This window comes from Pseudomonas sp. HMWF006, from assembly GCF_003061205.1.
Taxonomy (GTDB): domain Bacteria; phylum Pseudomonadota; class Gammaproteobacteria; order Pseudomonadales; family Pseudomonadaceae; genus Aquipseudomonas; species Aquipseudomonas monsensis.
This window is the reverse complement of sequence record NZ_QAIU01000131.1, coordinates 1-14,353: the sequence shown is the minus strand read 5'-3', so window position 1 is coordinate 14,353 and position 14,353 is coordinate 1. Positions and strand designations below refer to the sequence as shown.

General features: G+C 61.7%; 10 protein-coding genes and 3 pseudogenes. 3 read left to right on the top strand and 10 right to left on the bottom strand.

Translation table 11 applies throughout. From position 1 onward, the window contains the following. Positions 1–351 (top strand): annotated as a pseudogene (locus DBR24_RS05110) (dihydrolipoyl dehydrogenase); the annotation flags it as partial. 94 nt (positions 352–445) lie between these two features. Here the strand turns inward: DBR24_RS05110 and DBR24_RS05105 are convergent. Beyond that, positions 446–919, bottom strand: a complete 474-nt coding sequence (locus DBR24_RS05105; RefSeq protein ID WP_123470052.1) for an Lrp/AsnC family transcriptional regulator — start codon at positions 917–919, stop codon at positions 446–448. A gap of 144 nt (positions 920–1,063) precedes the next feature. Here DBR24_RS05105 and DBR24_RS05100 point away from each other — a divergent pair, with 144 nt between their 5' ends. After that, positions 1,064–1,693 carry a LysE family translocator gene (locus DBR24_RS05100; RefSeq protein WP_128614098.1) on the top strand — a complete coding sequence of 210 codons (630 nt, stop codon included), beginning with the start codon at positions 1,064–1,066 and terminating at the stop codon, positions 1,691–1,693. On the opposite strand, the gene DBR24_RS05095 is transcribed toward DBR24_RS05100, so the two are convergent. The 7 genes from DBR24_RS05095 to DBR24_RS05065 all read right to left on the bottom strand — a co-directional run bounded on the left by DBR24_RS05095 (position 1,690) and on the right by DBR24_RS05065 (position 9,927). Next, positions 1,690–3,825 (bottom strand): hypothetical protein, encoded by a 2,136-nt coding sequence (locus tag DBR24_RS05095; RefSeq protein WP_128614097.1) that lies wholly within the window; start codon positions 3,823–3,825, stop codon positions 1,690–1,692. The genes DBR24_RS05100 and DBR24_RS05095 overlap by 4 nt on opposite strands. Continuing rightward, positions 3,812–5,008, bottom strand: coding sequence for a DUF3142 domain-containing protein (locus tag DBR24_RS05090; protein WP_128614096.1), 1,197 nt, complete (start codon positions 5,006–5,008; stop codon positions 3,812–3,814). The genes DBR24_RS05095 and DBR24_RS05090 overlap by 14 nt, the downstream gene beginning before the upstream one ends. A 73-nt stretch (positions 5,009–5,081) precedes the next feature. Continuing rightward, complete coding sequence (locus DBR24_RS05085) at positions 5,082–5,915, bottom strand: class I SAM-dependent methyltransferase (RefSeq protein WP_123470059.1); 834 nt, start codon at positions 5,913–5,915, stop codon at positions 5,082–5,084. Continuing rightward, the gene (locus DBR24_RS05080; protein ID WP_128614095.1) at positions 5,909–6,148 is read right to left on the bottom strand and encodes a hypothetical protein; all 240 of its coding nucleotides are present in this window, start codon (positions 6,146–6,148) and stop codon (positions 5,909–5,911) included. Before DBR24_RS05080 ends, DBR24_RS05085 begins: the two co-directional genes overlap by 7 nt. After that, positions 6,138–7,058, bottom strand: coding sequence for a bifunctional 2-polyprenyl-6-hydroxyphenol methylase/3-demethylubiquinol 3-O-methyltransferase UbiG (locus tag DBR24_RS05075; protein WP_128614094.1), 921 nt, complete (start codon positions 7,056–7,058; stop codon positions 6,138–6,140). The genes DBR24_RS05080 and DBR24_RS05075 overlap by 11 nt, the downstream gene beginning before the upstream one ends. Further along, positions 7,055–8,359: a glycosyltransferase gene (locus DBR24_RS05070; RefSeq protein WP_128614093.1), complete on the bottom strand. Its 1,305-nt coding sequence runs from the start codon at positions 8,357–8,359 to the stop codon at positions 7,055–7,057. The genes DBR24_RS05075 and DBR24_RS05070 overlap by 4 nt, the downstream gene beginning before the upstream one ends. After that, a complete protein-coding gene (locus DBR24_RS05065; RefSeq protein ID WP_256591275.1) occupies positions 8,353–9,927 on the bottom strand; it encodes a glycosyltransferase in 1,575 nt (524 codons plus the stop codon). Before DBR24_RS05065 ends, DBR24_RS05070 begins: the two co-directional genes overlap by 7 nt. 595 nt (positions 9,928–10,522) lie before the next feature. Between DBR24_RS05065 and DBR24_RS05060 the strand changes: the two are divergent. Then, a pseudogene (locus tag DBR24_RS05060) lies at positions 10,523–11,854 on the top strand (glycosyltransferase family 4 protein); the annotation flags it as partial. Between the two features lie 248 nt (positions 11,855–12,102). Here DBR24_RS05060 and DBR24_RS05055 read toward each other — a convergent pair. Both DBR24_RS05055 and DBR24_RS05050 read right to left on the bottom strand, forming a co-directional pair. Next, positions 12,103–14,133 carry a pyridoxamine 5'-phosphate oxidase family protein gene (locus tag DBR24_RS05055; RefSeq protein ID WP_128614090.1) on the bottom strand — a complete coding sequence of 677 codons (2,031 nt, stop codon included), beginning with the start codon at positions 14,131–14,133 and terminating at the stop codon, positions 12,103–12,105. Between the two features lie 45 nt (positions 14,134–14,178). Further along, positions 14,179–14,353: pseudogene (locus tag DBR24_RS05050) on the bottom strand (glutathione S-transferase); the annotation flags it as partial.

The window sequence follows — 14,353 nt, the reverse complement described above, 5'->3', positions numbered from 1 at the left end:
ATCTACACCAAGCCGGAACTGGCCAGCGTCGGCAAGACTGAAGAGCAGCTCAAGGCCGAAGGTCGCGCTTACAAAGTCGGCAAGTTTCCGTTTACCGCCAACAGCCGGGCGAAGATCAACCACGAGACTGAAGGCTTTGCCAAAGTCCTCGCTGACGAACGCACGGACGAAATTCTCGGGGTGCATCTGGTCGGCCCGAGCGTGAGCGAAATGATCGGCGAATTCTGTGTGGCAATGGAGTTCAGCGCTTCGGCGCAGGACATTGCGCTGACGTGTCATCCGCACCCGACGCGCTCCGAAGCGTTGCGCCAGGCAGCAATGAATGTCGAGGGGATGGCGACGCAGATGTAATCAAGGCGGAGAAACCGTTATCGCCGGCAGGCTGGCTCCCACCTTTGACCGCGTTCCAATGTGGGGGCCAGCCTGTTGGCAATGAAGGCCAGCCTCAATCCGGAAGATGTCCCAACGGCAACGCCCCCGGCGTCTTCACCGTGTGAATCGCAAAGTTGCTGCGAATGTCGCTCACCCCCGGCAACTTCAACAGACACCCGCTGAGAAAGCGGTCATACGCGCGCAGATCCGGCACCACCACCTGCAAGAGAAAATCCGATTCACCGGAAACGAGAAACGCGGAAATCACTTCCGGTAACGCGGTGACCGCTTCATAAAAAGCCTCGGCCTGTGCGTCGTTGTGCCGCTCGACCTTGACCCCGACAAACACCGTCAGACCCAGCCCCACTTCATCGCGATCCAGATTGGCCTGGTAACCGCGAATCACGCCGGCCTCCTCCAGCATCCGCACCCGACGCAGACAAGGCGATGCCGACAGGCCGATTTCGTCGGCCAGCTCGACGTTGCTCAGGCGTCCGTTACGTTGCAGGGCGGCGAGAATCTTGCGATCAAAGGCGTCCAGTTTCATGTTTGGCAGATTCCGAGAGTAAAGCCGCTGAAAACCAGCAGGTTATGCCAAACCTGCAGGCTTTTGAAGCGGACTTCGCAAGCACCTGCCCCGCCCTTGCGCTCTAGACTTGGCTCACCGAATCGACAACGAAAGGGGTGTGAGGTGGCGAGTCTCTGGCTGTTTTTTCTGGCTTTGGCGGTGGTCTATCTGTTGCCCGGCCCGGACATGATCCTGCTGCTGCAAACCGGTGCCCGGCAGGGTCGCGGTGCGGCTCTGGCGACGGCGACAGGCCTGGCAATTGCCCGCAGCTGTCACGTGGCACTGGCGGCGTTGGGGCTGGCGGCGCTGTTCAAGGCCGCGCCGTGGACATTCGAAGTGGTACGGCTGGCCGGCGCGGCGTATCTGCTGTGGATCGGTATCCAGTGCCTGCGCAGCACGCTGGTGCCGAACCTGAATACCGGCGACGTTGCCGGGATGCCCGGGCAATGGTGTGAAGCGATCCGGCGCGGTGTGCTGACCAACCTGCTCAACCCGAAAGCGTTGCTGTTCTGCTCAGTGCTGTTGCCGCAATTCATCGTCGCCGAAGGCGCGCCGGTGCTGACCCAATTCGCCGTGCTCGGCGCCCTGCTGGTCGGCATCGGCCTGCTGTTCGACAGTGCATATGCCCTGACCGGCGCCGCCCTGGGCCGCTGGCTGCAACACAGCCCGACGGCGCAACGCGTTCAACAGTGGCTGTTCGGCAGCCTGTTGATCGGCTTCGCGGTGCGCCTGACGTTTGTGCAACAGGCTTAGACGTCGGGCGTCTTGCGACGGCGACGGCTGATCAACAACAACGCGGCGGCGCTGCCCAGCCCGAGGACACCGATCACTGGCCATTTGTAGGGTCGCAGCGTTGTGCGCACAGCATCGGTGACCTGGGTGACGTAACGTTTGTCGGCGTTTTCGAAATCCGGATACGGGCACTGATGGCCAAAATCCACCGCCCAGGGCACGTACGGACCTTCCTTCACGTAGCGCTGATATAACGCGCTCTGCTCTTCCAGGCTGCTGTTCCAGCCTGCGGCCGAGCACAACACGGCGGCAAACGCCTGACTGGTGTGCGGCAGGTTGTCGGCGGCGCGACTGGCCAGCGCGGTGGCGACAAACCGGTAGTGATAACGCTGATCCGGTTGCGCTTCGCTGGCCTTCTGGCGCTGCACTTCGGCTTCGGACACCAGCGGGCCGACGTTCAGCTCGACGGATTCCAGGCTGTAATTGCCCCCGAACGTGGCGTAGTCCGGCGCCATCTCGTATCCGAGGATGTCCATGCCCCACTCACGGGCGGTCCACGCCGCGTTGTACAACGCACTGGCGCGTTTGGTCGGCCACCACGCGGCATCGGCCTTCAGCCGTTGCTCACCGTAGAGACGGGCCTTGTTCTGCAGATCGGGGTTGTCGAAATAAGCCACCGCATCGGCGTAATGCCCTTCACGCAACAAGCGTCGGCCAAGCAGATTGCGCAGGCTGGCGGCGACCGGCAGCGGCACGTAGTTGTCGCGTTCCTGCTGGGTTCGCGCCGCTGGGGCCGGGACGTTTTCATCCACGTACCGCTTTAATTCTTCCACCGTCAGCACACGTTCGGCCACGGTCGCAGCGTCAAACCAATAGGTGCTGTTGCTGCGATACAACTGTACGAAGGCTTGCAGGTATTCACCACGCTGCAAGGCGAGAATCGCGCTTTCGCCCTCGACCCGGCATTTCGGCTGAACGGTTTCAAACGCCCAGTCTGGCGTGCGTCGATAGCCCCAGTCTTCGGTCTGCGGGAAGGCTTGCGCGGCTTTCGCATAAGCGGCGGCAGCGCCAGTCTTATCGCCGTCCCGCACCGCCAGTTTGGCCCGTAACCACCACGCCAGACCGCCGTCCCCGGCATTTTCAAGAAAGGCCTTGGCGCTGGCGTAATCGCCCTGTTGATAACTCATCGCTGCCAGCCGATCAGCATTTTCCAGGCTGCCTCGGGTACTGTCCTGCAGCAGCTTCACGAGTTTTTTCTCATTCGGCGGTTCATCGCCAAACGACCAGCCAAGACGGCTGACCAGAGAAGCCGTGACCAATTGCTGCACGGCTTTGCGCTGGAGCAAATCCGCCAGTTCAGCCTCGGGCAGCTCGGCCAACTCATTCATCAATTGCTTCAGAGAGGTATACCCGACGGCCGAGCCGTGCAGGTTTTGCGCTTCATACAGTTCGATCGCGCCACTCCAGTCGCCGGCGGTGCGCAACACGCGCGCCTCTTCGCCGAGGCTGGCGACCCCCAGTTCCAGCGGGTCGCTGAAGCCGTCGATGCTCAGTTGCCGGGCCTGGCGGAAGGCATCGCGCGATTGTTCCAGCGCCTCTGGCGCATCCCCCGCCTCGGTGCTCATGGCAAACCAGGTACGCCCCAACGAGTACGCAGCCCAGGTGCTGCGCAACGGACGTTGATCGGCAGGCAGCGCCAGCAGCTTGTTGAAGTACTCGACCGCCAATGGATGATTGCCCGTGGCAAATGCCACGGCGCCAGCCACATACAAACGGATTTCCGGCGGCAGACTGGCGCCCTGCGCCTCGGCCTGACGCGCATCACTCAAGCCACGCAACTGTTTGACCAGCGCTTGCTGTTCGGCGCTCAGACCGGCCTGCTCGGCGGTCTCCCGCGCCGCAGCAGCTGCGCTCTCATCGCCGTACAGATCATCGGGATTACGCGTCGCGGCCGTGGCGTTTTTCAGCCCGGCGATGGTTTTGCCGAGGCGGCTGATCTCGAAGTTGAAGTTGCCCTCCGGCAGATCGGCCAGGGTCTGCCCGCGATTGTCGAGCAGACGCAGCGGGAAGTCCGGGCCGCAGGCCAACGCCGAACCCAGCGGCAGGCTGAGACTCAGGCAGAGCAAATGGCGGGGCCAGTTACGGGTCAACATGCGAACCTCCTTGATCAATATGTGCGCAACGAGCCCAACCGATGGCGCGTTGTGCGCCTGCCGGCAATCGGCCGTCGCGCAGGCGGGTGAAGGTAAGCAGATCCGGGCTTTGTTGCAATGCATAACCGGCCAGCGCATCGGCGCCTTCGCAATCCCGCGCTTGCACCGTGATACGCGCGGGCCAGGCGCTGTCGAGGTTACCGGGGTTATCGAGTGTGAGGTCGTAGAGTCCGTCGGTTTCGCTGAGCGTCAGGCCCAACTGACTGTTCAAGGCATCGCCTCGGGCAACGGCGCGCAACGTGGTCAGACTCCAGGCACGGCGGTCGTTGGCCAGCGGCAGGCGAAACCAGATCAGCCCGGCCAGATGGGCCGGAGGATCCTCACGCAATGTGTTGCCCAGTTGGCTCAGTTGCCGCGGATCGGCAAGCAGCTCCCGACGTTGACCTCCGCGCTCGAGCGGCACCTCGCTCTCCACCAGCGGCGCACCGCCCTCATCCGGCAGCAACGCCACGCCGTAGGCTGGGAGTGCCAGATAGAACGGTTTATCGGTGATCCGCGCCCAGGCCCTGGCCCATTGCAGCGCCTGATCGGGATCAAACAGACCGCGTCGCGGATCGCTCACTGCGTGCACTTGCAGCACACTGCTGTCGACGGTTTGCAACAGCGTCGCCAATTGCCCGCTGTCGAGCCAGGCGGGCAGCGCAGTGATGCTCAATGGCAGAGAGGGCGGCAACGCAGCGCGCAGATGCTTGAGGAATTGCGCGTACGCCGGCAGCCGCGCGTTGCCGGCATCGTGATCGACCTCGATGCCGCTCAGGGTCAGGCCTTGTGCCTGCCAGTCAGCAATGACCTGGAGAATCTGTGCCGTGACCTGCGCCTGGTCCAGCGACTTGAGTTGTCCGTCGAGACGCATGACCGCGATCAATGGCCGACCATCGCGCTTCAACACCTGCGGATCGATACGCGCCCGGCTCCATCCTGCATTCGGAAAAGCCTGCAAGGCCAGCACGCGCAAGGTCGAGAAGTCCGCACGGCTGTCACGCAATGCAGGGTCATGGGCCGACGTCCACTGGCGTTGCCAGACGTAGAGCTGCTGATCGAGCGGCAATGAGGCCTGCGGCTTGCACCCGGCAAACAGTAATACAGCGACCGCTAATGTCAGCTGACGAACAAAAAACAGCATGCCGTGAACAATCCTGTGGCGAGGGAGCAAGTTCCCTCGCCAAAAATACAACCCGATGTTGCCGCCACCTTAATCAGGCAACAGGCTTGCGGGCAATGATGACCTGACTTTTCGCCACCACCGCATCCAGCGCTTGCTTGATCTGCAAACCGCGCGGCGAGTCCAGTACGGCTTGCCAGGTATTGGCCCAGTGATTGAGCAGCGGATGATCCGGATCGCTCAAATCGACCTTGGCTTCCCAGAACAGCAGCATCCACAGCGACCAGTAAAAACCGTACTGGCTGTGGCTGATGATTTCCAGCCCGGCCTCGTTGACCATCGCCTTGAACTGATCTTCGCTGATGACGCGTATGTGGTTGGGTTTCTGGAAGTACTCAGGCGCGGCGATGTCCTTTTGCAGGTCTTCGGAACTGGGGTGCGGCACACTCAACAGGTACAACGCGCCCGGTTTGCCGACGCGCACCAGCTCAGCGAGGAACTGTGCAGGGTCGTCGACGTGTTCGATGACTTCGGTGGACACCACGCGCGTGGCAGTGGCGTCGGCAATCGGCAGCGGGTTGCAGTCGGTCACGTGGCACTCGATGTCGCGCGCCGGAGTGTCGCTCAGGCGCTGACGGGTGGCTTCGACCTTGGCGCCATCAATGTCGGCAATGATGATCTTCGCCCCGCGCATGCCGCAGAAATGCACGTTGCCGCCATCGCCGCAGCCGACATCGAGCACGGTGTCATCGGCCGACACCACAAAGCCCTTGAACAGCTCGTCGGTCTGCTGGTTGAACCAGCCGCTGAGCACCGCATCGTGCAGGCCGAGCGCGTACGAGTCGGCCTTCGCGGCGGGCGCCGCGACAGGCTCTGCCGGGGCTGGAACAGGCGTCGTCGCCGTGAGTTTCTTCAACAGTCTCAGCATGAGGTGGCTCCAGAGGATAGGACGGCGGTTCGGCAAGTGCCGAGGCGTTCGCCCCGTGCAACGCCACGGTAATGCAGGGGCAGTTCGATAATGCGATCGTTGTGTTCACTGAGCATCCCCCAGGATTCCTGACGGTTGCGGCCACCTCGCAGCGCGCGAGTCGGACTTCGGGCGGTGAGGTAGGCGCAACTGGCGCACGGCACCATGATGTCCGGCATTCGTTCAGCGCTCATCGGGCAACCCGGTATCCAGGGGTTTACGGGCAATGATCACCTGGCTCTTGGGCATGAACTGGTCGAGCACTTGCTTGACCGCGAGTCCGTCGGGTCGTTGCAGCAACTCATCCCAGGTTCGGGCCCAGCCTTCCATCAACGGTGGATACGGCGCATGAATGCGATCGCGCACCGCACCCCCCGGATCCTTGCCGGCAGCCTTTTCGCTGGCCCAGAAGAAAATCATGCCCATCACCCAGAAGAATCCGCTGGCCTGCCGATGCTCGATGATCAGCCCCGCGTCTTCGACCATTGCTGCAAAGCGCTCCGGAGTGAAGATGTGCACATGGTTCGGCGTCTGGTAGTAATTTTCGGGGGCGATGCCTTTTTGCAAATGCTCGCCAACCGGTGCCGGTACGCTGAGCAGATACAACGCACCGGGGCGCCCCATGCGCACCAGTTCGGCCAGGAACGGCTCAGGCTCGTCGACGTGCTCCATCACTTCCAGGCACACCACTTTGCTCGCGCAGCCATCAACCAGAGGCAATGGCAGGCTATTACTGACAAGACCCAATCCGGGCCGGGAGCTCTGAGCTTCAACCTGACGGGCCAGATCACGCACTTTGTCGTGTTCGCTGTCAGTGAAAATCACCGAGGCACCCTTGCGTACCGCAAACAACGTCGCGCCGCCCTCGCCACAGCCGACGTCGAGCAAGGTGTCGTCCGGCGTAATGGCAAAGCCTTTGAGCAATTCGCCGCTGTCATTGAGAAACCAGCCATCGAGTACCGCGTCATGGAAGCCGACATCGCGCGGCGACCAGGTGAACAGCGGTGGCGGTTCAGTTGTCGGCTCAGCCACCGGCTCGGCAACAGGTTCAACCGAGGACGCCGATGGTGCGCCGAGCAAACGCCGAAGCAATCGGCGAATCATGCTCCGGTCGCCTCAATGGCCCGTTCGGCGTGCCGCTCGAACAGTTGCGCAAAAAATACCTGCAACCGCTGCTCCGCCACGGCCTGACTGCAAAAACCTCGCAAACTCTCCACCGCTTGCGCCGACATCAACGCATAGCGCTGTGGATCGTTTTTGGCCACCTCATAGCTGGCGCGGTACGCCGCACAAATCGAAGACCATTGGGTGGCATAGCGCAGGGTGCGGTATGCCGAGCGTGGATCGTGTGGCCAGGTGGTCAAATCCTCCGTTGCCGCAATCAGGAAAGCGTTATCGGCACTCAGATAGTCGATCATCGCCGTCGTGCACGGCGCCACTGCCGGCTTGCCGCAGGACATGAACTCCATCAGCGGCAGGCACTGGCCTTCACCGTAGGACGTGTTGACGACATAGCGGGTCGCCTGCACCAGACGCTCGTAATCCGCGTCTGCCAGGTAGCCATAGATCAGCACGATACGGCAGCGATAAGACTGATTCTTGTACAAGTGATGAAGGATGTCGGTGAGGGCTTCTTCGGCATCGTGGTGGGTGAGCTTGAGCACCAGCGTCGCGTCTTCGTTGTCACGGAACGTCGCGCAGAAGGCACTGATCATGTCTTCCCAGTTCTTGCGCCCGTCGCGGGGGTTGAACACCGAGGTGTACACCACGCCTTCGAGCAATAACGTCTGCTCGGTGACCGGCGCTCGAAAATCAATGCCCTTGCCGCGGCGCAGGCGCACCGGACCAAAAGCATTCAGATCGAGCTTGCAGCTGTCGACGACCAGTCCCTTGATTTTCAACCGCACGGCGTCGACGACAGGCTGCCCCTGCAACTGCACCCCCCGCGCGGCAAAACGATCCCAGACCGGTGCAGGCACGGCGACGATCGGGTAATCGGCGTCCATTGCTTCGCGCACGGCATTGACCGTGTAGCTGGAATGAGTGATCGCGGCGCCGCAGGCATTGAGCACGGTGCGCCAGTCGTTCAACGGATCACCGTTGAACGGTTCGTTGGGGATGGTGCTGAATTCCCAGGCGAACACCGGCAACGTCGGGCAGGCCAGATGCACCGGGGTGCGATGCGGGGGCGAGAACGACAGGAACACGCAGGGCTCGCCACGGGCATGGCAGTCCGCGTACAACGCATCGACTTCAGTGACCGGATCAGCAACCTCGACCACCCGCCCGAGGCGTTCCAGCACAGGCCGATATTCCTTGAGCACGAAGTAATAGCTGTATTCCGACCGGCCAAGGTTGCGGTTGATGGTGTGCTGGTTGGTTTCCGAATGGATGATGATCAGCATGAGGCGTTATCCGTAACCTGTGCAACGTTGCCGGCGTGTGACGCCAGTCCGAAAAAGTCCGCGACGCGTTCCTGCAAGGCGGGCACCGCGCAGTAGTTGCGCATGCGCTCGGCCGCCGCCAGTGCCATGTGCTGATAATCCTGCGGCTGCGTGGTGGCCATCCGGTAGCTGTTTTCGTAGGCCTTTTTCAGCGAGCCCCAGTCCGGTCGGTAACGTCGCGCACGATGCAGCCCACGCGGATCATGTGGCCAGATGCTCACTTCCAGACTGGAGCCGACCACGAACGCCACGGACTCGTCGATGTAGTCTTGCATTGCCGTGTGATCGGGCGCGATCACCGGTTTGCCGCAAGCCATGAACGACATCAGCGGCAGGCATACACCTTCGCAATGCGAGGCGTTGACGTAAAAACTCGCGGCCTGATAAAGCCGGGCATGTTCACGATCATCCAGATCGCCCACGATCAGTATCACTCGGCACGCATACGGTGCCAGTTGCGCCATCGGGGTTATCAAGTGCTCGTAGACATCCGTCAGATCGCTCTGGGTCAAGCGCATCACCAGTGTTGCGTCGGGCGTGTCGCGAAATGCCGCGCAAAAAGCGGTAAGGATCTGTATCCAGTTTTTGTGGCCGTCCGTAGGGCTGAACGCCGACACATAGACCACCCCGTCAATGTGGGTCTGGACCTCTACCGAGGTATCCGGCAGTTCCCGTGGTGCAGGAGCGACCACAGGCACCGGTATCGGGCCGGCGATAGTTGGCAAGCGTTTACCGAGCCAGTCATGCAGCCGCTCCGGCAGTAGATCGTGCAGTCCTTCCCAGTACCAGTTCTGCAGGAATCTCACCCGTGGCACCGGTGGCGTCTGCTCGTGGCCCAGATTCAGCAGCCACAGGCGCAGGAAATGCCGGGCAATCACATAGCGGCGCTTCAAGGTCAGCGGCGGTGGGCGTGAAGCTTCCAGTCGGGCCTCGATTTCCGCCTGTTCCTCCGCGGTGAGCGGTTCCGGCAGCAGGTTATCCGGGTGCAGGTCCATGAGCCGAGAATCGAAGATGCAACCTTTGACCGTCAACGTGGTGCCGGCATTGACCGGTGTGCTCGCGTGCTGCTCGCGGATCGCCGCAAAGCTTTCCCACAGGGGGGCCGGCAACACCAGCACCGGGAACGCGTCGCCCATTGAGCGACGGATCGCGGCGGCCGCGTGGCTGGACAGGGTGATCACCCGCCCGTGTTTCGCCAGCATGCGCGTCCAGTCCTGCAGCGGATCGTTGTCCCACTGTTCGTCGGGGATCGAGTCGTACTCCCAGGCAACCACACAAACGGTCGGGCACTCGAGATCGAAGGGCGTTGTCTGCGGGGGGTTGAACGAGAGGCAAACGCTCTCCTGGCCAGCGCTGAGCAACTGTCGGTAGAGCGGATCGACCGCGGCGACAGAATGCACGATGTGAACGCGCCCAAGTGTTTCAAGCAGCGGACGATAGGCCTTCAGTAGCAGGTCACTGGAATCAGGCTGAGCCGGATTCTGGCTGATGGAACTGTCGTTGATATCCGAATAAAGAATGAAATTCATGGCGTTCCACGATGAAACTGCCATCCCGGCAGCCTCAAACTATGACGGCCAAACGTCGATCGGATCGGTGTCCGTCATACGCCTGCGGTCCCGTCTTGTTCTTGTTTTAGTGGTCAGTTTCAACTCTTTGCACGACTTGCCCAAAGGACCCGGGTAATCGTGACGAAGGGCATTCTAAACACATCCGTCGAGGGTTCGTGAACCATGCGCCGCGAATAAATCGGTCTACGCTATCGAGAACTGACCGGTCACGGTTTGCCCTGTTGAAATTGTTGTGCAATTGGCACAGATTGCTCACAAACAACTACAACAACTGTTTCGCCTGTCGTCTGATCGACTGTTGCCTTCGGTCTGACAGACCTTCCTTTGAAACCTGCAGGAAGTGGCGAAAGTTAACGGCCAAGGGGTCGCTGTTGAAAAATTGCCTGTTCATCGCCGGTCCCGGGGGACTCCTCGAACAACACCTGCGAACCCGTCAGCGGCAAACCGCCCCGGATCGACTGCCGCTGCAAGCGTTTCCGGCTGGCGAGACCGCGACATCGGAATGGACACCGATTATCCGCAGCGTCGATTTGGCCATCACGGAGCGCGCCCCATGACTCGACTACTGGTGGAATGCACCCACGTTTTCAACCACCCCAAGCTCAATTCCGGCATTCAGCGGGTGGTACGCAACGTCATCAACAAGCTGCCGCCGAGCACGGACGGTGTCGAGTGCATGCCGGTGATCTTGCTCAATGGTCAGCTGTATCGGGTCACGCGCCTGGCGCCTCTGGACACGCCGGTGTTCAACGCCCTGGCAACCTTTGGCGATCGTCTGGAACGGCTGGCCCATCGCTTCTGGCAATGGCAGCAACGGCTTGATGCGCAATGCACATCGAAGCTGGCGCGACGGCTGCTGTATGTCGGCTATCGTGCCACTGCATTCGCCGCGTTCAGTGTGCCGATGCGGGTGTTCCGGCGCATAAGCCGGTTCCAGTTGCTCAAGCGCTGCACCCCGTTGCAACACCAACCGGACGATCAATTGGTGCTGCTCGACTCCTCCTGGCATTCGGATTTCTTCCCCCACGTCGAAAAACTCAAACGTGAAGGCGTCGGCCTCATTGCGGTGATTTACGACCTGATCCCGCTCAAGCACCCGCATTTCTATGAATCACGACCGGCGCAGGTATTCAGTGAGTGGTTCGACTGGATCTGCCGCACGGCTGACGGCTACATGGCGATTTCCGCCACCGTACGCGATGAAGTGCGTGAAGAACTGCAGCGCCGGATCGGCACCGAGCAGAGCGAAAAGCGCTGGTTCGACTATTTCCATTTGGGTTCGGAGCTGGACCTGCGCAGTTCGGACGCCGCCGTCGATCCTGCGTTGCAACGGGTATTCGAGAGTGCCGAGCCCGTCTTCCTGATGGTCAGCACCATCGAGCCGCGCAAGAACCACGCTTACCTGCTGAACGCTTTCGAGCGCGCCTGGGCCAACGGCTCCAAGGCCAGGCTGTGCATCGCCGGGCACGTCGGCTGGAAGTGCGACGAGTTGCTCGCCCGTATTCGCAACCACCCGCAATTGAACCAGCGTCTGTTCATGTTCAACAACCTGAGCGACACCAGCCTGGAGCATGCCTACGCTCATGCCAGCTCCCTGGTATTTCCTTCGGTTGTCGAAGGGTTTGGCTTGCCACTGGTGGAGGCCATGCAGCGTGGCTTGCCGGCGATGGGCAGTGACATCCCGGTATTCCGCGAGATTGGCGGCGAGTTCATGGCCTATTTTGACCTGCGTGATCCGCGTAGCCTCACAGAGCTGATCATTACCTTTGAACGCAGCGGCCAGTTCCCTGCCAGCCGCGATGTCCGCGACTGGCGCTGGATCGATTGGCGCCAGGCCAGTCAGCAATTGGTCGAGCGCAGTGCACACCGTGTGCTGAAGGTACCGGCAGCACTCGGCAGCGCCATCGCGGCGGATGGCGGTGAGTCGGCAGCCACGCTGCCGCTGAAACCTGAATACCCAATGCTCCGCCCAGCCGTCTCGGGGTCGGCATCACACCACTGGTGAAAGCGCCCCATCGCGTCTGTGCGAACGAATGAACAAGCCTGCGCCCCATCCAGCGGCGCAGGCTGTTGCGTGTTACCAGAGAACGACCGTTGCCAACACCTGTCGCCATGCGCCGACGCCATTCAGCTTCACAAGTCCAGCACCAACGGCTGTGCACTCTGCGCCGGCACCGCACAACAAATCAGCACCTGCCCCTCTTCCGGAATCTCCGCTGGCGGCTGTGGATAATTCACTGCGCCACTGATCAGCCGGGTCTTGCAGGTACCGCATGAGCCACCCCGGCAACTGAACTCCGGGCGCAGTCCGCGACTTTCCGCCAGCTCCAGCAAGCTGCCGCTGTCCGGTTGCCAGCGCGCCTCTTTGGCCGAGCGCTCAAAGACCACCGGCACTGACGTTGTCGCCGCCGGCGGCTGCTCGATGACGATCGCGTCCGGGTCCCGCTGGCGTACGAGCGTCGACGGGCCGAAAGTTTCCGCATGAATCCGCGCATCGCGCACATCCAGTTCACGCAGGTTGTCGTACAGGCCCTGAGTAAAACTGCCGGGGCCACACAGCACGAAGTCGATCTGATCGTAGTCCTCGACCTCCAGCAGATTGCGCAGTAACGCACCGTCGATGCGTCCGTGCCGATCAAAATCCTCGCCCAGGTCGGCATCGTCTTCCGGCTGGCTGAGCAAACGCATCACCTGCACCGCATCGCCCGCCTTCTCCAGCAACTGATTCAGCTCCTTGCGAAACGGCTGGTCTGCGAGACTGCGCGAACTCTGCAATAACCACGTCGGGCGAATCCTGCGGGTACGCAGGCCTTGATAAACCACCTCGCGCAGCATCGACAGCAACGGCGTAATGCCGACGCCCGCCGCCAACAGCACCAAGGGCCGGCGTTCCAGCGGCGCCACGGTGAAATGCCCCTGCGGCGCGCGCGCCTCCAGCACGTCACCGACGCGAATCTGTTCATGCAAATGGGTCGAGACCCGGCCTTCACGCTTCACGCTGATGCGGTAGAAACCATCCGACGGCGCGCTCGACAAGCTGTAGGTGCGGATATGCACCTCGCCATCGAGGGTAAAGCGCAGTGGCAGATGCTGGCCGGCGAGAAATACCGGTAAACCGGCACCATCAGTCGGCTCCAGATAGATGGAGCGAATGTGGCGGCTTTCCGCTTCGATTTTCGCCACCCGCAGTGGTCGCCATTGGTTGCCCAGAGCCTGCGCCTGCAAACGGGCATCCGCCTCGGCCCAGTTGCCGGTCAACAGGCTGTTGGGCGACATCCCGTCGAAGCGCCAGCGCAGAGCCAGGGCTGCCGGGCGCCGCACCAGTTTCTCCACTTCAAATGTCCACAACCGCTCCGCGCCTTGAAAGGCCTCGATCTGCGGGCCTTCAAGGATGATCTCGGTGCGTCCGCTCAGTTGCAGTACATCGCCTGTGGAAAAGTCGATGAACAACAGACCGGCCTTGGGATTGAGCAGCAGATTGCCCAAGGTGTTGAAGTGCAGGTTGCCGGCAAAATCGGGAATGGTCAGGCGATTGCCCTCCACCCGCACGAAACCGGGCTGGCCGCCACGGTGGGAAACATCCACCGCACGCTGGCCGTCGGTATCCACATAACTGGCGACGAAAAACGTGTCGGCGCTGGCGATCAGCGCCACCGCTGCGTCATCCAGCGCCGCCAGATGCCGGGCCGGTCGCGAGGCCGGATCGGCCAGCGGCACCCGTTGAAACTGGCGCAACTGAATGTATTGCGGACAGTTGCCAAAGGCCTGATCCACCGTCAACTCGAATCCGTCAGGCGCAAGATTGGCCACATGCCCGTTGAGGCGATTGCGCCGCCGGGTATGCAGTTCGATGCCGAGCAAGCCGACAGGCTCGCCGTCAGCCAGTTGCGCCGGATCATCAGCAGCCGGCAGGCTGGAAAACCTCAGGTGCTGCGGATCAGGCGAGCGGGCAAATCCCGGCGCCCCTTCGAGCACACTGGCCCAGGGACGACCGTCGGCATCGACCGCGCCGAACAGCATGAAAGGCAGTTGCTGATAGAACTCACGGTGCTGATCCGGCATCCAGGTGCGAATCACCTTGCGTCCGAACGCCTCCATACGCGCGGCAACACCCACCTGTTCTTGCAGTTGCCGCTCGCCAGCGTGCCACGGTGAACGTTCCATCACGACCTCCCTTGCGCGCTGCTCGCGCAGTGTGGATCAAGAAAATCAGACTGCGGTTTGCAGTCCGGCAACGGTGCGCGGCATGCCGACAAAACCGGGCAACGCTTCAATCCGGGCCAGCCAGGCGCGCACATTGCCATAGTCGTCCAGCGACACATTGCCTTCCGGTGCATGGGCGATGTAGCTGTAGGCCGCTACGTCGGCGATGGTTGGCTCGCTG

Coding starts and splice junctions, on each gene's coding strand:
- DBR24_RS05075 (WP_128614094.1), bottom strand. CDS start 7,058: ATGATTCGCCGATTGCTTCGGCGTTTGCTCGGCGCACCATCGGCGTCC.
- DBR24_RS05090 (WP_128614096.1), bottom strand. CDS start 5,008: ATGCTGTTTTTTGTTCGTCAGCTGACATTAGCGGTCGCTGTATTACTG.
- DBR24_RS05065 (WP_256591275.1), bottom strand. CDS start 9,927: ATGAATTTCATTCTTTATTCGGATATCAACGACAGTTCCATCAGCCAG.
- DBR24_RS05070 (WP_128614093.1), bottom strand. CDS start 8,359: ATGCTGATCATCATCCATTCGGAAACCAACCAGCACACCATCAACCGC.
- DBR24_RS05055 (WP_128614090.1), bottom strand. CDS start 14,133: ATGGAACGTTCACCGTGGCACGCTGGCGAGCGGCAACTGCAAGAACAG.
- DBR24_RS05095 (WP_128614097.1), bottom strand. CDS start 3,825: ATGTTGACCCGTAACTGGCCCCGCCATTTGCTCTGCCTGAGTCTCAGC.
- DBR24_RS05080 (WP_128614095.1), bottom strand. CDS start 6,148: ATGAGCGCTGAACGAATGCCGGACATCATGGTGCCGTGCGCCAGTTGC.
- DBR24_RS05085 (WP_123470059.1), bottom strand. CDS start 5,915: ATGCTGAGACTGTTGAAGAAACTCACGGCGACGACGCCTGTTCCAGCC.
- DBR24_RS05105 (WP_123470052.1), bottom strand. CDS start 919: ATGAAACTGGACGCCTTTGATCGCAAGATTCTCGCCGCCCTGCAACGT.